Origin of the sequence: Micromonospora sp. CPCC 205554, from assembly GCF_036902745.1 — a bacterium.
GTDB classification, from domain to species: domain Bacteria; phylum Actinomycetota; class Actinomycetes; order Mycobacteriales; family Micromonosporaceae; genus Micromonospora; species Micromonospora tulbaghiae.
This window is the reverse complement of the sequence record NZ_JBAKHP010000036.1, coordinates 32,054-54,575: the sequence shown is the minus strand read 5'-3', so window position 1 is coordinate 54,575 and position 22,522 is coordinate 32,054. Positions and strand designations below refer to the sequence as shown.

The following is a 22,522-nucleotide window of genomic DNA, read 5'->3' as shown; positions in this document are numbered from 1 at the left end:
ACCTTCGCCCCCAGCACCAAATGGCACGACTACTTCGGCCTCACCAGCGAAACCACACTCTGACCCCCAGGAGGAACCCCCATGTCGCACGACCGGAACGTCTCCCCCACGGTGAGCCGCCGGCGGCTGCTCACCGGCGCCGCCGCGGTCGCGGCGACCGGCGCCCTCGCCGGTGCCTTCACCGCGCCGTCCGCGGCCGCTGCCGCCGTCAACGGGTACGGCCTGCGCATCGTCGACCGCAACGAGAACGGCGGCCGGTTGCAGTACTACCGTTTCGCCACCGACGCGATCGAGTGGGATCCGGCGGTGAACGTGCTGCTGCCCGACGGCTACCACACCAGCCGCAAGCGTTACCCGGTGTTGTACCTGCTCCACGGCGGCAACGCGGACTTCCGCACGTTCCACCTCCAGGACAACATCATCAACCTCACCGCGGGCCGCGAGATCATCGTCGTCATGCCGGACGCCTCCACCGGCTGGTACAGCAACCCGGTCACCAGCAACACCGGGCCGCGCAACTGGGAGACGTTCCACATCGCCCAGTTGCTCCCCTGGATCGAGGCCAACTTCCGCACATTCCCCGAGTACAACGGCCGCGCCGTGGCCGGCTTCTCGATGGGCGGCTTCGGGGCCCTCAAGTACACGGCGAAGTACTACGGCCACTTCTGCTCGGTCAGCTCCCACTCCGGGCCAGCCAGCCTGCGCCGCGACTTCGGCCTGGTCGTCCACTGGGCGAACATCACCTCGGCCGCGCTCGACCTCGGCGGCGGCACCGTCTACGGCGCGCCCCTGTGGGACGAGGCACGGGTCAGCGCGGACAACCCGATGGAGCGCATCGAGAGCTACCGCAACAAGCGGATCTTCCTGGCCGCCGGCACGTCACCCGACCCGGTCAACTGGTTCGACTCGGTCAACGAGGGCCAGGTACTGGCGGGCCAGCGCGAGTTCCGGGGAGCGCTCAGCCGGGCTGGCATCCCGCACGAGTGGCGCGAGGTGCCAGGCGGGCACTACTTCCGCCACGAACTGTTCGTCCAGGACCTCGCCGGCATGCTCGGCCGGCTGCGCCGCGCCGGCTGACCCACCGGACCTGCGGCGCGTGGCAGGCCGCCACCAATCCGGCGACGGCCTGCCACGCCCGGTCGGCGGACCGCACGCCGCGCGTCCAAGGGGGCTCAGCCCGATCATGAAGTCATCCTCCGCCACCGCGCCGAGGCTACCGACCGCTCAACACGCCTTCTCGACACGGCGGGCCGGGTCGAGAAGTTCCGCGCCAAGTACGCCCGTCGCGAGCCCCGGGAGCCGCGCTGACCGAGGCGCGCATGCTGCTGCGCGCCGGGTACGCGATGCGCGGCGTCCGTCCGTCCACGACGAGGTTGCTGGTCGAGATCGTGGAGAGGTATCCCCGCCCCTGGTACGTGGTCGCGGCTGACGCGACGCCGGCTGGATACTGCCCAGGTGCGGGCTCAGCGGCCGGGACCACCCAGGTCGAGCCGGTCCTCGCGCACCCGGTCGGCCAACTCCAACTTCGTCCGGGTCGGGCGGCCCACCTCGGCATACTTGCGTTTGACCCGTTCCAGATACTCGCGCGCGGTCCCGTAGGCCACGCCCGCGCGGCGCGCGGCGGCCGCCAGGGTGGCCCCGGAGGCGTACGCGGTGAGCACCGCGCGCTCCTGCGGGGACAGCCGCGGCCGGTCGGCGCGGGCGTCGCGGCTGAGTACGAACGCGAGTTCCGGACTGATCGCCGACCCGCCGGACGCCACCTCGCGGATCGCCTCCACCAGCACGTCCAGGGGATGGCTCTTGGTGAGGTAGCCGGCCGCCCCGGCACCGATCGTGGCCAGCACGCCGTCGGCGTCGGGGACCGCCGAGACGACCAGCACCCGCCCGCCGCCGGCCCGGACACGCGCCACGTTGTCCGCCGGGTCGGATCCGTCGCGCAGGTTGAGATCGAGCAGGACCACCCGGGGCGCGTCCGCACCGCCGAGTCCGTCGAGATAGCCGTCGACCGTGGCGGCGACCTGCACCAGGCGGACGTCCTCGACCGGTGCCAGCCAGGTACGCAGCCCGTCGAGCAGCATCCGGTCGTCGTCGATCGCGGCGACAGTGATCATCCGGCCCTCTCACCCAGCCGCCGACGTCCACGCGCCGGGCGGCCAGCTCATCTCGACGGTGGTGCCCTGACCTGCTCCGCTGTCCACCAGCACCTCGCCGCCGGCCTCACCGATCCGCGCGCGCACCGACCGGGACAACCCTAGCCCTGGCCGGATCCGGTCCGGGTCGAAGCCGCGCCCGCGGTCCGCCACCGTGACCCGCAGCCTCGCCGGGTCCGGGTCGTCCGTCCCCGCCGCCGGGCCGGCCACCGTCACCAAGGCGGTCGAGGTGCCGCTGTGCCGGATCACGTTGTTGAGCGCCTCCCGGACCGCGCCGGTGAGCGCTCGCACCACGGCCGGCGGCACGTCCGGCGGGACGTCGGTGACCCGCAGGTGCACCCGCAGGCCGGTCGGCGCCAACTCCCGGATGACCGTGGTGAGCTCGCCGACCAGCCGCATCCCGACCGCGGAACCGGCGGACGCGATCAGGCCACGCAGATGGTCGGCGTCAGCGGCGAGTCGACGCCGCACCACCGGATCACCGGTGTCGACCGCGCCACGGGCGACCGCGTCCAGCGTGGACAGCACGGTGTCGTGCAACATGCGGTGCTGCTGTGCCACCTCCGAGGCGTAGGCGGCGTGCGCCGCGATCCGCTGCCCCGCCTCGGCCAACGCCGCCTCCGCCTTCACCGCCCGTACGGTCGCCCGGTCGGCGCGCAGTGCGGCCTGCCGCAGGGCACCCACCACCAGGCCGGCGGCCGCCGGCACACCCACCAGTGCCAGCAGGTTCCCCGCCGCCCCGGACAGCGCCGCCGGACCCAGGGAGACCGTGGCGTGCACCCCGAGCAGGTAGCCGACCGCCAGCGCGGCGTACCAGGCGAGGGCCTGACGACGCGACAGTGCCAGCGCGACGGTCAGGCCCGCGCCGATCGCGGCCGGCAGGGCCGGATGGCTGAACCCGGTGCCGTGGCCCGGCCGGGTGAGCAGGCCGCCGGCCACGAGGGCGACCAGCGCCACCGTCGCGTCCAGCCCGGCGACCCCCCGGCCCACCGCGCCCTGTCCGTGGACGCACACCAGCACGCCGACCACCGCGAGAGTCTGGACCGCGTACACCGTCACCGCCGCCGGCACCGACCGCAGTCCGGCCGTGCCGCCGGTGAGGACCGCGACCGGCCAGGCGGCGACCTGGCAGATCCGCACCACGACGAACAGCCCGATCAGGCCGGTGGTCAGCGGAATCGCCGGGGAAGGGCCGGGACCGGAGCGGGAAGCGGGCGGAGCGACGGCGGCCGTGGCAGTCATGGCACTCAGCATGCCGGACCGGGCCGGACCGCTGTCGGCAGGACTGCCGACAGCAGTTCGTCCGTCGTGCGGGGGTGCGACCGCACCAGGCATGATCGGGACGGCTCCACCGAATCCTGGTACGACCGGAAGGACAGGCAGATGAGATGTCTCCAGCGGAAGCTACCCGCGCTGGCCGGGATCGCGCTGCTGATCGCGGCGCCCGGTTGCGGCAACCCGGCCGTGCCGGTGAGCGGACCGGACAGCGCCACCCCCACGAGCACGGCTGCCCCGGCGAGCCTGCCGGGCAGCGACCAGGGCGACCGGGTCGAGGTGGACGGCCGGACTGTCGCCGGGGTGGCACCGGGGCTCGGGTTCCCCGCCGGCAGCAAGGTCGACACCGCGTTCGGCGACCCTGGCTCGGCCACGGTGATCCTCACCGCTCCTCCGCCCGAGCAGGTGCTCGCCCACTACCGCCAGGCGGGCCCGCCGGCCGGATACCCGGTGGGCACCGACACCGGTCAGACTCTGCACCTCGACGGACGCGGGTGGACCGTCGAGGTCATCGCCACCTCGCGCGACACCACAGTCACGTTCGCCCGCAACCGGCCGGCCGAGCAGTCGACCGCGCCGCCACAGGCGGAGGAGCCGGCGCTGACCGGCCGGGATCTGGGCGTGACGAACCTGCCGTTCAACTTCCGGTTCCCGCCGGGCAGCCAGGTGCGCGACCTCTCCGACACCGCCGCCGGCGCCCGGCTCACCCTGGTCGAGCCCGACCCTCAGCGGGTACTCGCGTTCTACCGCACCGCCCTGCCCCAGGGATTCTTCGACGTCACGGGCGACCGCACGACCGGCGGGACCACCATCATCACGTTCGAGAAGGACGACGGTGAGTGGACCGGCACCATCGAGGCTACGGACGACCGGGTCACCGTCAGCACGGTCCATCGTCGATAGGACGACCCTTCCGGCGGCCGGCACGTTCCCGTCCGACGGGCTTCGACGACGAACCGGGGCGGTGAAGGGCAACCGTCGGTGGCGTCAGCTGCGGGGGCCCGGAACGGCCACCTGCGTACCCTGGTCGCGCCGTACCCATCTGGCATCCTTCCGGGACACCCTGCGATCGACGAGCGCCAGCACCGTTGCGGGCCGGGCGAGGGCGAGGGCGGTTGGTCGAGCCGGTGCTCATGCTCTGGCCTGCGAACGATGGCGTCGCCAGACGGCAACAACCCCCCGATGTGAGCCCGATCATCGATGCACGAGCACCCTATCCGACTGGGGAGTCGAGGAGAACTGGAGCGCTCCGGGTACGCGCTGCCCTCGAACCGGCGGCGTTCGCCACCGGTCTGGGTGTCGTGACCGCACCGCACGGCCGGCGCGTCCCGGCCGGACGGGGCAGGTCCGGCCGGGGGTCACCACGGGTTCGCCGGCGCCACCAGCAGCAGGCCGGTCGCGGGCAGCCCGGTGGTACCGCCCGTGGTACGGCCCGCCGTTGTCGCGCCGGCCTGCCGGGGCCGGTTGGCCTCACCCGGCTCGACGGCGTGCCCACGCTCGTCGTCTTCTGATCGTCCGCGGCCGTGGGCCGCTCTGCCTGCTCGGCTCCCCGCTCGCGCCTGTCCAACGTGTGTCATGCCGACTCGACTGTGAGGATGATCGGGTGCTGCCCGGTGCTCGGGTCTGACTCGCGTTACGGCCGGCCTTCAGTGCCTTGAGTTTGATCTGTCGGCTCGAGTCCCGGGGGGTGTCCCTATGGGTTCGTCAAGCGGCGATCGGCGTCGTGGGCGGGGTTGGTAGGGGATCTTGTCGCGGAGCATGGCGTATAGGACGTCGCAGCGACGGCGGGCGAGGCAGATGAGGGCGGCGTTGTGGCGTTTGCCTTCGGCGCGTTTGCGGTCGTAGTAGGCCCTGCTCACGGGGTCGGCCAGTCCCTGGACGACGCCGCCGCGGCCGTCGCCGGCGACGAGCCGGTGGAGACGAACCCGCAAACCTGGGATGTCATCACCGGCTACCGGGACGCCCTGATCTACGTGCAGCAACTCGCCCGCTCACGCGAGTTCACCTGGCAGCACATGCTGCTCAATGCACTGCACTTCATGATGCTCCGGCATGAGCTCGGCAAGTGGCCGGGCCGCTACCGTCCGGGTGACATACATATCGACGAGGCGCACACCGGCCGACGCGTCTACACGGGGCCTGACGCCGACGACGTTCCGTCGCTGATCTCCGAGCTGATCGACTGGCTGGCCGACGGCGAACCGGAGACCCCGCTGCTCGTGCGGGCCTCCATGGCCCACCTGAACCTGGTCAAGATCCATCCCTGGCGAGACGGGAATGGACGGATGGCGCGCTTTCTCCACACCCTCGTACTCGCCCGCGACGGTGTCCTCGCCCCGGAGTTCTCCTCCATTGAGGAGTGGCTCGGCGTCGGCCGGAACACCTATGCCTACTACGACGCGCTCGGCGAGGCGGGCGGTCCGACCTGGCAGCCTGACAACGACACCAGCAGGTGGATCCGCTTCTGCCTGAGCGCCCACCACCAACAAGCCCAACTGGTCCGACAACGCCTCGATCAGGCCGCGCAGCTCTGGGAACTGCTCGACACCTGGGTCCGACGCGCGGCGCTACCCGAGCGGGTGGTCAGCGCCCTCTACCTGGCCGCCACCGGCGGTCGAGTGCGCCGCATTGTCTATCAGCGCGATGAGGGCCTCACCGATGACCAAGCAACCCGTGACCTTCGCGCCCTCGTCCGGGCAGGCATGCTCGAGCAGCACGGCGAGACCCGAGGCAGGTTTTACCTCACCTCGCCGACGCTGCGCGACCTCGCCGCCCCCGCGCTGCGCCCCAAGGAGATCATTGACCCGTACCGACGCTGAGGCGCAGACCCGGCATGCTCACCACCGTGAATCTGTGACGTCAGCGCGCGGGAGAGACGCCGTTTCCTGCCACCGAATTGGAGAGATGCGGCCAATCATAGCCAGGCAGCCGCTTCCAAGATTTACAACATTTGGTTCTAAGTAAGCCCAAATAGGACAGCCATTCTGTCCCATTTATCATGATTTCCACGAAATTTGGTGTCCGAGGGGGGACTTGAACCCCCACGCCCTATACGGGCACTAGCACCTCAAGCTAGCGCGTCTGCCATTCCGCCACCCGGACCTGCACTGCGAGCCTACCCGGTCGACCAATGTGAGCTACTCAGCGCATCGGTCGGGCCTGGCGGGCCGCACGGGGCATTACTGTACACGGCCCGGAACGATCATGCACATCAGCTCCAGCGCGGCACGTTTGCGCAGGTCAACGGCCACAAAGATCGGGTGGGTAGCGCGCAACAGGCGATTCCGGGCAGCATTGCTCACGTGTCCCACCCCTCCCCGTTGATCGCCACTCAACACCAGGCCCTCGCGCTGCGCGCCGCGGGTGACCTGACAAGCGCCCGCCGCCTGCTCGCCGACGCGATCATCGCGGCCCGCCCGGCGTACGGCGAGGACCACCAGGACGTCCTGGCCACCGGCCACCTGCTGGCCCGGCTGCACCGCGAGGCCGACGACCCGGCCGCCGCCCGGCGCGTACTCGAAGAGGCCTACGCGGCCGGCGAGCGCCGCCGCGGTGAGGCCGACCCGCTGATGCTCGCGCTCAGCTTCGACCTCGCCGGGGTGGCCGAGGAGCTGGGCAACCGGCACGAGGCCCGCCGCAACTACAGCCGCGTCGCGACCGCCGGGGCCGCTGTGCTCGGTCCCGACCACCCCGCGGTACGCGCAGCCCGCCAGTACCTCGGCGGCTCCGCCGCCGCTCCCGCGGGCTATGGCCCCTCCCCCGGCGGCTCCGCCGCCGCTGCCGGAACGCACCCCGCTCCGCCCCTGCCCGGCTACCCGGGTCCGGGCCGGCCCGGGCACTCCGATCCGCCCCCGCCCGGACATGCCGACCCGGCACCGCCCGGGAGCCCTGGCCCGGCCCGGCCCGGTCAACCCGGTCCCGCCTCCTCCGGGTACCCCGGGCACGGGGTGTCCGAGCCCACCGTGTCGCTGCGGGCGATCACACCGCCGCGCCCGCCCGCGCCACCTGGACCCGTCGCGCCGGGAACGCCCGCCGCGAATCCGCCGGTACCCGGTTCACAGTGGGCTGCCCGCCCGGGTCCGGCTCCGCAGCCGCCCCACGCCGGGCAGACGCCTCAGCCGATGCCGAACCCACGGGCCGTTCCTCCGGTCGCGCCCGCCCCGCCGTACCACCCTCCCGCCGCCGGGCCCGCGAGTCCGTGGGCGCCGCCCTCGCCACCGTCCGCGGAGGCGACGACCCGGTTCGCGCCGATCGCGGAGGAGGCCACCGCCCGGTTCCCGGTAGCTCCCGTCGAACCGACCGCACCAGCGACGCCGCCGACTGCCGGGGCCGCCCCGCGGATTCCCGGTGTCCGCCCGGTGCCCCCGGCCCACGGTGTCACCCCGGTCTCGCCGGCTCAGGGCATGACCGCGGTTCCGCCGGCCCAAGGTGCTACCCCGCTTCCGCCGGGAACGTACGGCCGGCCGGCCGCCGCTCCCGGCGTGACGCCGGTGCCGCCCCGCGCGCCGGTTGCCGCGCCCCCACCCCCGTCGACCTCCGGCACGTCCGTGCCCGCGCCGGCACCCGGAGCCCCGGCGGTAACGCCGACGACGGCACCGACGGCCGGGACGCCGGTACCCGCGATGCCGACGGTGCCTCCGATGCCGGCCCCGGCGTCCTCGACCGCCGCAGCGCATGTCGCGCCCGTCTCAGCGCCGTCCGCCCCCGCAGGTCCGGTCCCGCCACCACCGGCGCCGAGCGCGGCCGGCGCGCCTCCGGTCCCGCCTCCGCCGGTGCCGAACACCGCCGGTACGCCGCTCCGGTCTCCGCAAACGCCTGGCACTGTCGGCGCCCCGCTTCCGCCCTCGCAGACGCCGGCCACGGCGGGTACGCCGCTGCCGCCCCCACCGATGCCCGGCACCGCCGGTACATCCCCGTTGCCGCCTCCGCCGGTCATCCTGCCCCCGCCCGCAACGCCGGTCGTAGCGGCGCCGCCCTCCACCGGAGGCACCTCGCCGGCGTCGCGGGCGCCATCGGCGGGAGACCTGCCACCACCGCCTCCTCCGGCCGTCCTACCGCCGGCACCGCGCCTCCCGGCCCCGGCCCCGGGCCCGGCGAGCGGTGTCCTGCCACCTCCGCCCGCCGTCACGGTCGCCCCGCCTGCGTCGAACCCGTCTGTCCCGCACCCGGTCGCCACCGCGGGCTCGATGACGTCCCCGGCGCCCGCGTCCCGGCCGGTGACGGAATCGACGCCGACCGCTGCCCCCGCACCGGCGTCGGCCTCCGTGCCGCCCGGACCGGCGCCCGCCCAGCAGGTGGCACCGGCTGCTGAGGCCACCCCCGCCGTCCCGCAGCCCGGCGCGGACCGGGCGGCCGATACCGAAACGAGCAGGCCCGGCATCACCGCCACGCCGCCCGTCCCCGGTGGACCTGGCTGGGACAAGCCGACGATCCAGGTGCAGCAGATCGGCCCGCTGCTGGAAGAGGAGGCGGAGCGCAACGCCGCGCAGGCGGCTCGCGACGCTTCGGCGAAGCCCGCAGCGGCCCGCTCCGCGGGCGAACCCCCGGTCAGCGCACCACCCGTCAGCCCATCGCCGGCCGGCTCGCCCGGGATGATCACCCCCGCAGCAGGCGCACCGCCGATGAGCACGTCTCCGGTCAGCGGGCCGCCGGTGGGCTCGGGTACGAGTGAACGCGACGCTGCCGCGAGCGCACCGGCGCCGGCCGCTACCTCGGCAGGCGCGTCGGGCGCCCTCGACGCGTCCGGCGCCGGTGCGCCTCCGGCAGGCGGAGCACCGCTGCCCCCCGCACCCCGCATCGGCGCGCCACCCACCAGCGCCGCGCCCGGAGATGCAGCACCCACAAGCGCACCACCCGTCAGCGCGCCGTCCACCGGCACGCCCTCGGCGTCTCCGGTCAGCGCGCCCCCCACACACCCGGTCAGCGGCCCTCCCGGGCAGCCGGTCAGCGGCCCGGCAGGCTACCCGGTCAGCGGGATCCCGGTGAGCGGTTACCCGCCGCCGGTCAGTGGACCGCCCGCCGCACCGGTCAGCGCCGCACCGGCCGTGGGCCATCCACCGCCCGTCAGCGGAACGCCCGGACCCGGCTACCCACCGCCCGTCAGCGGAACCCCCGGACCCGGCTACCCGCCGTCCGTCAGCGGGACGCCCGGATCCGGCTACCCGCCGCCGGTCAGCGGACCGCCCGGTGGATACCCGCCGGTGAGCGGTCCCCCCGGCGCCTATCCGCCGCCCGTGAGCGGACCGCCCGCGGCACCGGTCAGCGCCGCGCCGGTCAGTGCCGCGCCGGTCAGCGGTTCCTCCGTGCCGCCCTGGGGCATGGTCGCGCCGCCGTGGAGCAGCGCCGCCCCGTCCCAGCCGGTCGACCGGCCCGCCGACCCCGATCCTGAGCCGGACACGGACGAGCCGGCATCGGCCGACGGACCAGGCGAACCGGAGCCGGAGCCGGACGCGCCGGAGCCGAACCGGCCGATGACGATCTACGAGGATCTGCTGGACTTCCCCGAGTCCACGCGACCGGAGCCGCCGGCCCAACCCGAGCAGAGCGCTTGGCCGGCGACCCCGCCGATGTTCCACCAGCAGCCGGTCGAGCAGCAGCAGGGCGCGTACCCGATGGAGCCGGAGCGCCCGGGCCGCAACCGGACGGTGCTGGCCCTGGTGGCCGGGGGTGCGGTGCTCGCCGTGGTGGCCGTCGTCGGTGCCGGCGCGGTGTGGCTGAACCGGGAGGCGGCGCCGCCGCCGGCTCCGGCGCCCGCGTCCGGCTCCGCGTCGCCGAAGGTAGCGGGCCCGCCGCCGGGTGACCTGAAGCTGCGCGACGACACCACGACCGTGACGGTGACCTGGACCGATCCGACCAACGGCGGGGTGCCGTTCGTGGTGGCGGGTGGCCGGGCCGGGCAGAAGCTCGGGGTGATGGCGACTGTGGACGCCGGGCAGACCCGCTACACGGTGAACGGGCTGAGCGCGAAGCTGGACTACTGCTTCACGGTGCTGGCTGTCTACTCGACCGACTCGTACGCCACCTCGGGTCAGGTCTGCACGGACCGGGAGGGCGGCGGCACGCCGAACTGAGGACGACACGCTCGGTGTCCACAGAGGGACGGTGCGGGTTTCACCGGCTCCCGACGGCACCTATGATGGCTCCCGGCTCTGGGGAGGGTCGGCCGCGCTCGGCGACGCTCCCCGCACCGACACGGGGAGGCAGCCGGCAGTGACCACCATCGAGGACGTCACGGGCACCGGGCCGGAGCCGGCCCGTCCACGGTCGCGGATGCGCGGCGGGCTGGTGACCATCGGCACGGTGGCCGCGCTGCTGGCCGCGATGGGCTTGACCGTGCTCGGGCTGGGCGCGGCCGACAACGCGGTGGCGAGCTTCGACGCGTCCTCCTGGTTGTGGAGCACCACCCGCAGCGAGCTGGCCCGGGTCAACGGCGTCACCGCCCGGGTGGACACCCGGATGGAGGTGCCGGGTGGGCGGCGGCACCAGATGCAGGTCGCCCAGACCGACCGGCTGCTGATCCTGCGCGACCTCAACACCGGCCGGGTCAGCTCGCTGGACCTGGCGACGTTGCAGATCACCGCCACCACGCCGACCGCGCCCGGCCTCGGGGTGAGTGTGGCGCTGCACGAGGACGCGGCGTTCGTGGTGGACGCGGTGCAGGGCATCGTCCGGCAGCTCGACCCGCGGGCGCTGACGCCGGTGGGCGAGCCGGTCCGCTACCCGCCGGGCATCACCGGCGGCACGTTCGACGGCGCCGGCAAGCTGTGGATCGCGGTGCCGAGTGAGGGCACCGTCTCGGCGGTCACGGCCGCCGAGCTGCCGGAGACGCCCGGTGACGCGCCGCCGGCCGGGCTCAGCCCGAAGCGGGTCGGGACGTACGACGTGGCCGAGCCGGCGCACGAGCTGGTGGTATCCACGCTGGACGAGGGTGTCGCGGTGCTGGACCGCACCTCGGCGTCGCTGGTGACCGTGGTCGGCGGGCAGACGCAGCGGGCGGAGCTGAGCATGACCGCGCCGGGGAACCTGCCGACGCGGACCAGCGGGCCGCAGGTGCCGGTCACGGTCCCCGGTGACCGGTCGGTGCACGTGGTGCGGGACAGCCGCGAGGTGAAGCGGTTCACGGTGCCCGGCACGGGCGCCCGGCTGAGCCCGGCGGTGGCGTGGGCGGGCCGGTTCTACTGCGCCGACGAGAACACCGGCACGGTGTACGCCTTCGACACCGAGGGGCAGCTCGTGCAGACCGTCAAGGGCTCCGGCCGGCCCGGCCCGGTCGAGCTGGAGGTGCGCGAGAACCATCTGTTCATCAACCCGCCGGACTCGTCCACCGCGCAGGTGGTCGACGACCGCAACCAGGTGCGTGAGGTCGACAAGTACGCGAACGACGTGCTCGGCGGCGACCCGCCGCCGGTGGCTCCGCCGCCGCCCCCGCCGAAGAAGCCGAAGGTGTCCAAGCCGGGCGCGCCGAAGTCGGTCACGGCCGCCGCCGGTGACGCGTCGGCGCGGGTGAGCTGGCAGGCCGCCGCGTCCAACGGCGCCGAGATCACCCGGTACGTGGTGGAGGGCGCCGGTCAGACCCACCAGGTCGGCGCGAACCAGCGCGCGCTGGAGATCACCGGTCTGACCAACGGTGAGACGTACACGTTCTCGGTGCACGCGGTGAACGCCAAGGGTGAGGGGCCGGCGCGGCGCAGCAACCCGGTGGTGCCGACCGCCGAGGTGCCGGACCCGCCGGCGTCGGTGACCGCCGAGGCGCGGCCGGACGGCACGGTGCGGGTGAGCTGGCCCGAGGCCGACGGTCAGGGCAACAAGATCGCGAAGTACGCGGTGACGGCGACCTCGGCCGGTGCGAGCGCCCCGGCAGGTGAGTCGGCGAAGACGGAGCTGGTGGTGCCGGCCGGGCAACTGGAGTACGGCACCCAGTACGCGTTCACGGTGACCGCGGTGAGCGACCAGGGCGCCGGGTCGAAGGCGTCGCCGGTGAGCAACACGGTGGTGCCGTTCACCACGCCGAAGGCGCCGACCGAGCTGCGCGCGTCCACCGTCGCCGACAAGCCGGGCACGATCGCGGTGCAGTGGTCCCCGGCGGTGGACAACGGCCGCCCGGTGACGAAGTACGTCGTGGAGGCCGCCGGGAAGTCCGTCGAGGTGACCGACGTGCAGGCCACCGTCGGCGGGCTGGGCAACGGCCAGAACGTGACGGTGAAGGTCAAGGCCGTGAACGAGGCCGGGCCGGGACCGGAGGCGAGCACCACCGCGCGAACGGTGGCCGAGCCGCGGATCACGGTGACCGGCTCGTCGGCGGACGCCACGTCGGTGACCGTGACGTTCACTGTGGACGCGGGTGGCGGGCGGGCCACCTGCACGGCGGCGACCGGCGGGAAGACGGCGAGCGGCAGTTGTTCCAGCCTGCGGGTGACCGGGCTGACGCCGGGCACCGCGTACACGGTGACGCTGACCGCGTCCAACGCCGCCGGTAGGGGCACCGCGTCCCGGGCGCAGACCACCGATCCGGTGTACGGCATCGCCACGTGCAAGAACGGGCCGGACGGCGACCAGCGGACGTACTGCGACAAGGACGTGCCGGGCCGCAACGGCAACGAGATCTTCGAGGTCCCGCGGCAGGACAACGACCGTCAGGCCGGCTGGGTGCCGGACGGCCGGCGGCTGCGCACGTACTGCAAGGTCAAGGGCGAGGACGTGGACGCCTGGATCTACAACAACAACAAGCAGAGCACCTGGTGGATCCAGGTGGAGTACAAGGGCAAGACGTACATCCCGTGGGCCTGGCTCAACCTGGAGGGCGGCGACGACCTCAACGTCCTGCCCGCCTGCTGACCGCACCCGAGAGGCGCATCCGTGAACACGCACGAACCGCTGAGCCAGCCGGAGGTGCAGGGCTTCGCCGCCCTGGCCGCCCGGCTGGCCGACAACGTCAACGCGGTCGTGCTGGGCAAGCCGCAGGTGGTGCGGCTCGCGCTCACCGCGCTGTTCGCGCAGGGGCACGTGCTGCTGGAGGACGTACCGGGCGTCGGCAAGACCACGCTGGCGCGGGCCGTCGCGGCCACCGTGAAGGGGCAGTGGCGGCGGATCCAGTTCACGCCGGACCTGCTCCCCTCCGACGTGTCCGGGGTGACCATCTTCAACCAGGCCGACCGGGGCTTCGAGTTCCACCCGGGGCCGGTGTTCGCCAACATCGTGATCGCCGACGAGATCAACCGGGCGTCGCCGAAGACGCAGTCGGCGCTGCTGGAGGTGATGGAGGAGCGGACCGTCACCGTGGACGGCGTACGGCACCCGGTGCCGCAGCCGTTCCTGGTGGTGGCCACGCAGAACCCGGTGGAGATGGACGGCACCTACCGGTTGCCCGAGGCCCAGCTCGACCGGTTCCTGGTGAAGCTGTCGGTCGGCTACCCGGACGAGGCGGTCGAGGTGGAGGTGCTGCGCGGCGCCACGGTCCGCTCCCCCGACTCGCTGACGGCCGTCACCGACACCGCCACCGTGGGCGAGATGGTGAAGATGGCCCGGCGGGTGCACATCGCCGAGCCGCTCTACGCGTACGCGGTGCGGCTCGCCGCGGCGACGCGTACCCATCCGCAGGTGCGGGTCGGGGTGAGCCCGCGCGGGGTGATCGCGCTGACCCGGGCGGCGTGCGCGTACGCGCTGATCGACGGCCGGGGCTGGATCATGCCGGAGGACCTGAAGGCGCTCGTCGAGCCGGTGTTCGCGCACCGGCTGCTGCTCACCCCCGACGCGCAGGTGCGGGGTGTGACGCCCGCCGAGGTGCTGCGCCAGGCGGTCGCGTCGGTGCCGGTGCCGCTGCCGTCGGGCCAGGCCACAGCGGTGCACGGCTGAGCGTGGGGATCACCGCCCGTGGTATCGGGTTGCTCGTCGCCGCCCTGGTGCTGCTCGGCGCGGGGTTCCGGTACGCGTACCCGGAGCTGACAGTGCTCGGCGCGGCGGCCGGCGTGGCGGTCGGCTACGCCGTGGTGAACGCGGCCTGGCGGCCCCGGCTGAGCGTGGAGCGGCGGGCCGACCCGGACCGGGTGGCCCGGGGTGAGCCGGCGGCGATGGAGCTGACGGTGCGCAACACCGGCCGGCTGCGGGCGGCGAACCTGGTGGCCGAGGACCGCTGCGCCGGCGCGCTGGTGCCGGTGCCGCTGCTGCGGTTGCGCCCGGGACGGGACACGGTGGCGCGGTACGAGGTGCCGACGCAGCGGCGTGGGGTGGTGCCGGTGGGACCGCTGCGGGTGGTGCGCCGGGATCCGCTGGGGCTGGTGGCGCTGGCGCGCGGCTACGGCGGCACGGTGCCGGTGTGGGTGCACCCGCGTATCCACCCGCTCTCCGCGGTGCCCACCGGCGCCGGGCGCAGCCTGGACGGGCGCACCGACAGCGTGCCGCACGGGTCGATCACGTTCGACTCGTTGCGGGAGTACGTGGTGGGCGACGAGCTGCGTCGCGTGCACTGGCGCACCAGCGCCCGGGTGGGTGAGCTGATGGTGCGGGAGAACGTGGACACCAGCCTGCCGCGCCTGGTGGTGGTGCTGGACAACCGCGCGCCCGCGCACCCGGACCGGGCCGGTGGTGTCGCGGAGTCGTTCGAGGCGGCGTGCGAGGCGGCGGCATCGGTGGTGGCCGCCGCCGTGCGGGAGGACCTGCCGGTGCAGCTGCTGCTCGTCGTACCGGCCGAGGTGGAGCCCGCGGGCGCGGCCGGGCCGCTGGACCGGCTGGCCGCGGTGGAGCTGACGGACGCCGGGCCGGGCGTGCTGCCCGCCGCGACGGGCAGGCTGCGCCGGGACCGGCTCGGCGACACCCTCGTCTTCCTGACCGGGCCGGGTGGCCGCGACGACCTGGGGCACGTCGGCGCGCTGCGCGGCGCGTACCCGTCGGTGGTGGTCGGGATGTTCGGCGCGGACGGTCCGACGCCGGCCGGCGCGGCGGGGCTCACGGTGCTGGACGCGGCGGACGGCGCGGCGTTCGCCGCAGAGTGGGACGGGGTCCGCCGGTGGTGACGCCGCCGCGGACCGAGGCGGCGGCGGACGGGCGCGTGGCCCGGTTGCTGCGGGCCGCGCCCGTCCCGGCCGCGCTGGTCGTGCTGGTCGCGCTCTCCGGCGTGGTGCTGGGCCGGGTGTACGCGGATCCGCTGCTGACCCGGCTCATGGCCGGCGCGGCGGCCGGGTCGGTGCTGGTCGGCGTGGCCGCCCGGCGGCTGCCGTCCTGGCTGGTCGCGCCGCTGTCGATGGCCGCGCTGGCCGGGTGGACGCTGCTGTCGCTGCGGCTGGCCGCCGCGCACGCGGCGATGCCCGGCGGGCTCGCCGAGGTGGCCGCCGACGCCGCCCGCAACGCGATCCCCCGGCTGCTCACCGCGATGATCCCGGTCGAGCCGGCCCCGGACACGGTGCTGGTCCCGGTGGTCGCGGCGTGGCTGGCCGGGCTGACCGCCGCCGAGGTGGCGCTGCGCGCCGGGCGGGTGCTGCTGGGCTACCTGCCGCCGGCGCTGCTCTACGCGGGCGCGCTCTACGTGGTGGGGCCGAACGCGGATCCGGCGGTCGGCCCGACCGTGCTGTTCGCGGCCGTCGCGGCGGCCGGCCTGGCGACGCCCGGGCGCCGCGACGGCCCGGCGCCCGATCCGGTCGCCGGTCTCACCCCGGCGGTACGCGCGGCGGTGCGGCTGCGGCTGGCGGCGGCGAGCGCGGCCGGGCTGGCGGTGGTGGTGGCGCTGGCGGCGCTGCTCGCCCCGGTGGTGGCCGCCCAGGTCGACGAGCGCCCGGTCGACCCGCGCCGCTACGTCGAGCCGCCCCGGGTGGAGTCGCTGGACGAGAACCCGCTGATCCGGATCTCCGGGTGGGCGCTGAACCCGGACCAGCGACTGCTCGACGTACGCACCGTCGCGGGCGCCGGTGATGGCGGGTCGCCGCGGATCCGGCTGGCGGTGCTCAGCGACTACGACGGGGTGACCTGGCGGGTCGGCGCCACGTACCGCAACGCGGGGCGGATCCTGCCCGCCGCCGAGCCGGCCCCGGGCGCGCCCACCGACGAGGTGCGCCAGGAGATCACGGTCGGCGACCTGACCGGGCGGCTGCTGCCGGCGATGCCCACGCCGCGTGAGGTGACCGGGGCGCGGGTGGCGTACGACCCGGCGACCGGGACGCTGATCCGCCCGGAGGGGCTCGCGCCGGGCCTGCGGTACGAGGTGTTCTCGGTGCGGGAGCGCCCGGACGCGAACCTGCTGCCCACGGCGAACGTGCCCGCCGGGGACGAGGTGGCCCGGGTGCTGCGGGTGGCCGACGGCGCGCCGGAACCGTTGCGGAGGCTCGCCACCCAGCTCGCCGAGTCGAACGGCGCCCCGTACGCGCGCGCCGACGCGATCGCCACGTTCCTCGCCGAGCACTACCGGGTGACCGCCGACGCGCCCAGCGGGCACGCGTACCCGAACCTGGCGTTCTTCCTGTTCGGACCGCGCAACGGCGGTGGGCAGCGGGGCACCTCGGAGCAGTTCGCCGCCGCGTTCGCGGTGCTCGGCCGCCTCGCCGGCCTGCCGACCCGGGTGGTGGTCGGGTTCGAGCCGAAGGGCGACGGTCCGGTGCGGGCGGCCGACGCGTACGCCTGGCCGGAGGTGCTGTTCGACGGTGTCGGCTGGGTGCCGTTCGACCCGATGCCACGTCCGGACTCCGAGCCCCGCCCGGTGGAGGAGGACTTCCGGCCGCAGCCGGAGGATCCGCCGCCGTCGGAGGTGCCGGCGCCCACCGAGGAGCCGAGCGCCACTCCCCCGGCCGCCGCCCCCGCACCAGGCCGGGCCGAGGGCGGGCTCGGGACGCCGGTGCTGGTCGGTGGCGGCGTCGGCGGGCTGGCGTTGCTGGTCGGCGCCGTGCTGGCGGCCCTGTACGCGGCGCGCCGCCGGTTGACCCGCTCCCGTCTGGACGCCGCCGACCCGGGCGAGCGGGTCGCGGGCGCGTGGCGGGAGCTGACCGACGCGCTGCGGCTGGCCGGGCACTCGGCCGGGCCGGACCTGGCGGCGGCGGAGGTGGCCGAGCGGGCCCGCCGCACGCTCGCCGAGGCCCGCGCGGCGCGGTCCGGGGAGGGCGCGGCCGGGCCCACGGAGCGGGCCGGGGAGGGTGCGGCCGGCGGCCCGGACGAGGCGGCGGTCGACGAGCTGGCCGCTCTGCTCAACCAGGCGGGATTCGCGCCGGGCAGTGTCACGCCGGCACAGGCGGAGCGGGCCGCGCGGCTGAGCCAGGGCTTCGGCGACGCGCTGCGCTCGGCCCGCTCCCGGTGGGGCCGGTTGTTGTGGACGGTCCACCCGGGGCCGCTGCGCTGGCGCCGCTGACCGGAAGGGCCGGGGCGTCGGCGCGCGGCCCGCTGGCGGCCAGGTCCGGAGGAAGCTGCCGCGACGCGCCGCGCTCAGCGGTCGGCGGCGCGCAGCTTCCGGACGAGCTTGCGCAGCCCGGCCTGCCAGCCGTCCGGGTCCTCCGCCCGGCGGCGGGCGTAGTCGGCCACCTCGGGGTGCGGCAGGATCAGGAACCGCTCCTCGGCCAGCCCGGCGACGACCGCGTCGGCGACCTGGTCCGGGGTGAGGATCGTCCCGGACGCGGCGATCACCCGGGCGCCCAGGTGTCCCTCGGCGAGGCCGTCGGCGAGCATCGGGGTGTCCACGCCCTGCGGGCACAGCGCGCTGACCCGGATACCGGCGTCCCGGTAGGTGATCGCCAGCCACTCGGCGAGACCCACGGCGGCGTGCTTGGTGGCGGTGTACGGGGCGTCGCCGACGGCGGTCAGCAGGCCGGCCGCCGAGCAGGTGAGCAGCAGGTGTCCCTGGCCCCGGCTGAGCATCCCGGGCAGCACGGCGCGGGCGCTGTGCAGGTGCCCGAGCACGTTCACCTTCCAGGCCCGGTCCCAGTCGGCGTCGGGCGCGTCGATGCCACCGCCGGTGGCCACGCCGGCGTTGGCGCAGAACAGGTCGATCCGGCCGTGACGGCGCTCGGTCTCCTCGACCAGCGCGTGCACCGCCGCTTCGTCGGTGACGTCCAGCCCGACGCCGCTCGCGACCGGGCCGATCGCGTCGGCCGCCGCGCGGGCCGCGTCGGCGGCCAGGTCGGCCAGAACGATCGCGGCGGCGCCCTCGGCGGCGAACCGGCGGCCCAGCGCCGCGCCGATCCCACCGGCCCCGCCGGTGATCACCACCACCCGGTCGGTCAGGTTCATCTCAGGCCACCTTTCCGGGGCCGAGCCGGGGCAGCAGGTCCATCCAGGCCGCCGCGCCGCCCTCGGTGATCTCCGGCGTGGGCAGCACCGCGATGACCGGCACGTCGACGCCGTTGTCGGCGTACCGGCGGACGGATGCCACGCACTGCTCGGGCGAGCCGTGCAGCACCAGCGCGTCGACCACCTCGTCCGGTACGGCGGCGGAGGCGCCCCGCCGGTCCCCGGCGGCCCAGGCCTCCCACATCGGGCCGAGCGAGTCCTCGCGGCCCAGCCACCTGTGGAAGGCGGCGTACGCGGGCACGGTCAGGTAGCCGGTGATCATGCGGCGGCCCAGTGCGCGGGCGTAGGCGGCGTCCTCGGTGGGGCAGACGAAGATGCGGGCGGCGACGTCGAAGCCGGGCCGGCGCTCCCCCACCTCGGCGAGCGCGGTCGGCACGTCGTCGGCGGCCAGCCAGTTGAGGATCACCCCGTCGGCCTCGGCGGCGGCCAGGCGCAGCATGCCGGGGCGCAGCGCGGCCAGCAGGACCGGCGGCGGCACGCTGGGCGGGCGCTCCAGCGTGAACCGCCGGACGGCGAACGTGTCGAACGCCCCGTCGACGGTCTCGCCGCGCAACGCGGCCCGCAGGAACCGCAGCACGTCCCGGGTGCGCTTGAACGGCTCGTCGAACGCGATCGCGTTCCAGTCGCGTACCAGCACCGGCGAGGAGGAGCCGACGCCGAGCGCGAAGCGGCCCGGCGCGGCCTCGGCCAGCGCGGCGGCGCTCATCGCGAGCAGTCCGGGCCCTCTGGTGAACACCGGCGTGATCGCGGTGCCGAGGCGCAGCCGTGGCGCCCACGCGGCGGCCAGGGCCAGCGGGGTGAACGCGTCGGCGCCGGCCACCTCCGACGACCAGACGTCGGTGAACCCGGCGTCGTCCAGGGCCGCGTAGACAGCGGCGTGGTCGGCGAGCGGAATTCCGCCCAACGGCACGGTCATTCCCCATCGGTTCGTCACCCGTCGATGGTGCCCGTCCGGCAGCGCCCGGAGCAAGATCCAGGCAGATATGGGTGATCCGCTCCGAGTTGCCGGGAAAGAGTGTTACGACTGCCGCATGAGTCGGACCGGGGACGGGGCCCGGCGGTGAGGACCGCCGAGCCGGCCGCGCTGCGCAGCTCCGGCGGCGGACCCGACCGGGCCACGTTCCTGGAACTCTTCTTCGACCTCGTGTACGTGTTCGCGCTGACCCGGATCTCGGCGCGCGCCTTCGAGGACCTGGTGCTGGAGGGCGGGCAGACCGGCTGGACGGCGGTGACCGGCGGCGGCAAGACACTGCTGTTGCTGCTCGCGCTCTGGGCGGTCTGGCAGGGCACGGCGTGGACCACCAGCCGCTACGACCCGCACCACCTGTGGTTGCAGGTCATCGTGATCACCGCGTTGATCTCGGCGATGGTGATGGGGGTGGCGATCCCGCGCGCGTTCAGCCACAGCGGCCTGATGTTCGCCGCCGCGTACGTGGTGGCCCAGGTGAGCCGGCCGGCGATCCTCGTGCTGGTGCTGCACAGGCAGCAGTACCGCCGGCTCAAGCTGCGCATGCTGATCACATTCTGCGCCACGGGTGTGCTCTGGCTGGCCGGCGCGCTGCTGCCGGGCAGCGCCCGGGTGGTGCTCTGGACCACGGCACTGCTGCTGGAGTACCTCGCCGCCCGGTTCGGCTGGCCGATGCCCGGTCTGGGCCGCTCGACCGTCTCCCGGTGGGACATCCACGGCGAGCACCTGGCCGAGCGCTACCAGCAGATCTTCCTGGTCGCGCTCGGTGAGACGATCCTGCTCGCCGGCCTGGCCTTCACCCGCTCCCCCACCAGCCCGGGCATGGTCGCCGCGTTCGCCGTCGCGCTCGCGACCTCGGTACTGCTGTGGCGGATCTACGTGCAGCGGGCCGGGCAGATCCTGGGCGAGGCGGTGACCCGGGCCGCCCATCCGGCCACCGTCGGCCGGTCCGCCGCCGACACCCACCTGGTCATGGTGATCGGGGTGGTCGCCACCGCGATCGGCTACGAGCTGGTCATCGAGCACCCGGCCGGGCACAACGAGCTGCCCTGGCTGGCCATGATCCTCGGCGGGCCGGCCGTGTTCCTGGCCGGCCGGGCCCGCTTCGAGTACGAGGTGTTCGGCCGCGTCTCCCCGTCCCGGCTGGTGGGGATCGCCGCGCTGCTGCTGCCCGTACCGCTGCTGGTGCGCGTAGCGCCACTCGTCGCGGCGATCCTCGCCGCGGTGGTCCTCACGGCGGTGGCGGTGGCCGACGCGCGCCGCGCCTGGGGCCGCCCGCCCGAGGAGGCGGCGACGCCGTTCTGAGCGGCGACGCCGGTGCGGCACACCGCGCCCGGGCTACGATCCGCGCGTGACCTTCTCGCTCGTCGCCCGCTCCGCCGACGGGCGCCTGTACGGGGTGGCGGTGGCCAGCCGGTTCCTCGCCGCCGGGGCGCTGGTGCCGGCCGCCGAGGCACTGGTGGGCGCGGTCGCCACCCAGGCGCACGCCAACCTCGCCTACCGGGCGCAGGCGCTCGCGATGCTGCGTACCGGCGTCAGCGCCACCGACGCGGTGGCCGGGCTGGTGGCCGCCGATCCCGGCCGCGACGACCGGCAGCTCGCCGTGGTGGGGGCGACCGGCGACGGGGCGACCTGGACCGGGCCGCGCTGCCACCCCTGGGCGGGTGGGCAGGCCGGCTACGGCTGGGCCGCGCAGGGCAACATCCTGACCGGCCCGCAGGTGATCGACGCGCTGCGCGACGCCTGGCTGGCCCGCGACGACCTGCCGTTCCCGCAGCGCATGCTGGCGGCGCTCACCGCCGGTGACGCGGCCGGCGGTGACCGGCGCGGCCGGCAGAGCGCCGCGATACTCGTGGTGCAGCGCCACGGCGGCTACGCCGGCACCGGCGACGAACTGGTGGACCTGCGCGTGGACGACCACGACGACCCGGTCGCCGAGCTGCGCCGCCTGCTCGGCATCCACCACATGCTGTTCGGCCGCCCCGACCCGGCCACGCTGCGGGATCTCACCGGTCCGCTCGCGGCAGAGGTGGCGGAGCTGCTCGCCGCCACCGGTCACCCGGTCGGCCCGGCCGGCCTGGACGACGCGCTGGCGGCCTGGACCGGCCTGGAGAACCTGGAGGAACGCTTCGTGCCCGGCCGGATCGACCCGATCGTGCTGGATCACCTGCGGCGGTGTGCCGGGCGCTGAGCGGAGATCAGCCGCCGAACGCGAGCCGGCCGATGCCGGCACGGGCCAGCTCGGCCTGCTCGTCGCCGGTCAGCGGCAGCCGCCCGGTGGCCTTGCGCAGCACGGTGAGCGCGTCCCAGCGCAGGCCCGGCGGCACCGGCGCGCCGCCGGTGAGCACGCCGGCCGCCACGGCCGCCGCGGGCGGGGTCAGCCACGGCGGCCGGTCCAGCGCGTCGGCCAGGTCCAGGCCGTGCACCGCGACCTCCACCACGCGGGTACGCAGGAACTCCCGCAGCGCCATCGCGTCACCGTGCCGGGTACGCACCACCCGGCCGGGCGGCGCGGCGGCGACCGCCTCGTCGGTGGCGCGCCAGGCCCGGCCGAACTCCCCCGCCACCTCGGCCGCGCCCGGGTGCTCCCGGGCGGCCCGCCGGGCGGAGTCGACGCGGTCCCGGTCGACCGGCGGGCTGAACTTGGCCGCGCCGAAGTAGGCGGCCGCGTCGACCTCGGCCCGGGGCGGCGCGGGTTCGGCGAGCATCAGGGCCAGGCGTCCGGCTCCGGTGCTCACGTGCGCGATCAGGTCGCGCACCCGCCACGGCGGGCACGGGGTGGGCCGGTCCAGCGCCGCGTCGTCCAGGTCGCGCAGCACCCGTTCCAGGCGTTCGCACTCGGCCCGGAACGCCGCCCGTACGGTCTGCACCG

The 22,522-nt window shown here is 75.0% G+C and carries 15 protein-coding genes, 1 tRNA gene and 3 pseudogenes; 12 read left to right on the top strand and 7 right to left on the bottom strand.

What is annotated here, in order from left to right:
* Nucleotides 1-81 precede the first annotated feature (81 nt).
* Together V6U82_RS28500 and V6U82_RS28495 are read left to right on the top strand one after the other, a co-directional pair.
* Nucleotides 82-1,077 carry an alpha/beta hydrolase gene (locus V6U82_RS28500; RefSeq protein ID WP_334466596.1) on the top strand — a complete coding sequence of 332 codons (996 nt, stop codon included), beginning with the start codon at nucleotides 82-84 and terminating at the stop codon, nucleotides 1,075-1,077.
* A 153-nt stretch (nucleotides 1,078-1,230) separates the two neighbouring features.
* Nucleotides 1,231-1,308: pseudogene (locus V6U82_RS28495) on the top strand (type B 50S ribosomal protein L31); the annotation flags it as partial.
* A 155-nt stretch (nucleotides 1,309-1,463) separates the two neighbouring features.
* On the opposite strand, the gene V6U82_RS28490 reads toward V6U82_RS28495, so the two are convergent.
* Nucleotides 1,464-2,111: a response regulator gene (locus tag V6U82_RS28490; RefSeq protein WP_030275359.1), complete on the bottom strand. Its 648-nt coding sequence runs from the start codon at nucleotides 2,109-2,111 to the stop codon at nucleotides 1,464-1,466.
* Nucleotides 2,112-2,120: 9 nt separating this feature from the next.
* A complete protein-coding gene (locus V6U82_RS28485) occupies nucleotides 2,121-3,392 on the bottom strand; it encodes a sensor histidine kinase (RefSeq protein WP_334466586.1) in 1,272 nt (423 codons plus the stop codon).
* Between the two features lie 141 nt (nucleotides 3,393-3,533).
* Here V6U82_RS28485 and V6U82_RS28480 point away from each other — a divergent pair, with 141 nt between their 5' ends.
* On the top strand, nucleotides 3,534-4,328 hold the full coding sequence (locus V6U82_RS28480; protein ID WP_013476112.1) for a hypothetical protein: 795 nt from the start codon (nucleotides 3,534-3,536) through the stop codon (nucleotides 4,326-4,328).
* Nucleotides 4,329-5,071: 743 nt separating this feature from the next.
* Here the strand turns inward: V6U82_RS28480 and V6U82_RS28475 are convergent.
* A pseudogene (locus V6U82_RS28475) lies at nucleotides 5,072-5,296 on the bottom strand (hypothetical protein); the annotation flags it as partial.
* Between V6U82_RS28475 and V6U82_RS28470 the strand changes: the two are divergent.
* A complete protein-coding gene (locus tag V6U82_RS28470) occupies nucleotides 5,237-6,244 on the top strand; it encodes a Fic family protein (protein ID WP_334466580.1) in 1,008 nt (335 codons plus the stop codon). The pseudogene V6U82_RS28475 and the gene V6U82_RS28470 overlap by 60 nt on opposite strands.
* Before the next feature lie 196 nt (nucleotides 6,245-6,440).
* Here the strand turns inward: V6U82_RS28470 and V6U82_RS28465 are convergent.
* Nucleotides 6,441-6,527: transfer RNA gene (locus V6U82_RS28465), tRNA-Leu, on the bottom strand.
* A 158-nt stretch (nucleotides 6,528-6,685) separates the two neighbouring features.
* Between V6U82_RS28465 and V6U82_RS31645 the strand changes: the two are divergent.
* The 6 genes and pseudogenes from V6U82_RS31645 to V6U82_RS28435 all read left to right on the top strand — a co-directional run.
* Nucleotides 6,686-6,901, top strand: a pseudogene (locus V6U82_RS31645) (hypothetical protein); the annotation flags it as partial.
* 2,757 nt (nucleotides 6,902-9,658) lie between these two features.
* Nucleotides 9,659-10,495, top strand: coding sequence for a hypothetical protein (locus V6U82_RS28455; RefSeq protein WP_334466613.1), 837 nt, complete (start codon nucleotides 9,659-9,661; stop codon nucleotides 10,493-10,495).
* Between the two features lie 199 nt (nucleotides 10,496-10,694).
* A complete protein-coding gene (locus tag V6U82_RS28450) occupies nucleotides 10,695-13,259 on the top strand; it encodes a fibronectin type III domain-containing protein (RefSeq protein ID WP_334466611.1) in 2,565 nt (854 codons plus the stop codon).
* A 21-nt stretch (nucleotides 13,260-13,280) separates the two neighbouring features.
* On the top strand, nucleotides 13,281-14,276 hold the full coding sequence (locus V6U82_RS28445; protein ID WP_128138459.1) for an AAA family ATPase: 996 nt from the start codon (nucleotides 13,281-13,283) through the stop codon (nucleotides 14,274-14,276).
* A 2-nt stretch (nucleotides 14,277-14,278) separates the two neighbouring features.
* A complete protein-coding gene (locus V6U82_RS28440; protein ID WP_334466577.1) occupies nucleotides 14,279-15,433 on the top strand; it encodes a DUF58 domain-containing protein in 1,155 nt (384 codons plus the stop codon).
* The gene (locus tag V6U82_RS28435) at nucleotides 15,427-17,748 is read left to right on the top strand and encodes a transglutaminaseTgpA domain-containing protein (protein ID WP_442933477.1); all 2,322 of its coding nucleotides are present in this window, start codon (nucleotides 15,427-15,429) and stop codon (nucleotides 17,746-17,748) included. The genes V6U82_RS28440 and V6U82_RS28435 overlap by 7 nt, the downstream gene beginning before the upstream one ends.
* 74 nt (nucleotides 17,749-17,822) lie before the next feature.
* On the opposite strand, the gene V6U82_RS28430 is transcribed toward V6U82_RS28435, so the two are convergent.
* A complete protein-coding gene (locus V6U82_RS28430) occupies nucleotides 17,823-18,623 on the bottom strand; it encodes an SDR family oxidoreductase (RefSeq protein ID WP_334466575.1) in 801 nt (266 codons plus the stop codon).
* Between the two features lies 1 nt (nucleotide 18,624).
* A complete protein-coding gene (locus V6U82_RS28425; protein ID WP_334466606.1) occupies nucleotides 18,625-19,599 on the bottom strand; it encodes an LLM class F420-dependent oxidoreductase in 975 nt (324 codons plus the stop codon).
* A gap of 144 nt (nucleotides 19,600-19,743) precedes the next feature.
* Here V6U82_RS28425 and V6U82_RS28420 point away from each other — a divergent pair, with 144 nt between their 5' ends.
* Both V6U82_RS28420 and V6U82_RS28415 read left to right on the top strand, forming a co-directional pair.
* Nucleotides 19,744-20,955: a low temperature requirement protein A gene (locus tag V6U82_RS28420; RefSeq protein WP_334466572.1), complete on the top strand. Its 1,212-nt coding sequence runs from the start codon at nucleotides 19,744-19,746 to the stop codon at nucleotides 20,953-20,955.
* A gap of 46 nt (nucleotides 20,956-21,001) precedes the next feature.
* On the top strand, nucleotides 21,002-21,841 hold the full coding sequence (locus tag V6U82_RS28415; RefSeq protein ID WP_334466570.1) for a DUF1028 domain-containing protein: 840 nt from the start codon (nucleotides 21,002-21,004) through the stop codon (nucleotides 21,839-21,841).
* A gap of 7 nt (nucleotides 21,842-21,848) precedes the next feature.
* Here the strand turns inward: V6U82_RS28415 and V6U82_RS28410 are convergent, their stop codons facing one another.
* A complete protein-coding gene (locus V6U82_RS28410; RefSeq protein WP_334466568.1) occupies nucleotides 21,849-22,520 on the bottom strand; it encodes a maleylpyruvate isomerase N-terminal domain-containing protein in 672 nt (223 codons plus the stop codon).
* Between the last annotated feature and the right edge of the window lie 2 nt (nucleotides 22,521-22,522).

Excerpts from the sequence above, each read along its gene's own strand:
- V6U82_RS28425 (WP_334466606.1), bottom strand. The coding sequence starts at position 19,599 with ATGACCGTGCCGTTGGGCGGAATTCCGCTCGCCGACCACGCCGCTGTC.
- V6U82_RS28450 (WP_334466611.1), top strand. The coding sequence starts at position 10,695 with ATGCGCGGCGGGCTGGTGACCATCGGCACGGTGGCCGCGCTGCTGGCC.
- V6U82_RS28490 (WP_030275359.1), bottom strand. The coding sequence starts at position 2,111 with ATGATCACTGTCGCCGCGATCGACGACGACCGGATGCTGCTCGACGGG.
- V6U82_RS28480 (WP_013476112.1), top strand. The coding sequence starts at position 3,534 with ATGAGATGTCTCCAGCGGAAGCTACCCGCGCTGGCCGGGATCGCGCTG.
- V6U82_RS28430 (WP_334466575.1), bottom strand. The coding sequence starts at position 18,623 with ATGAACCTGACCGACCGGGTGGTGGTGATCACCGGCGGGGCCGGTGGG.
- V6U82_RS28500 (WP_334466596.1), top strand. The coding sequence starts at position 82 with ATGTCGCACGACCGGAACGTCTCCCCCACGGTGAGCCGCCGGCGGCTG.
- V6U82_RS28485 (WP_334466586.1), bottom strand. The coding sequence starts at position 3,392 with ATGACTGCCACGGCCGCCGTCGCTCCGCCCGCTTCCCGCTCCGGTCCC.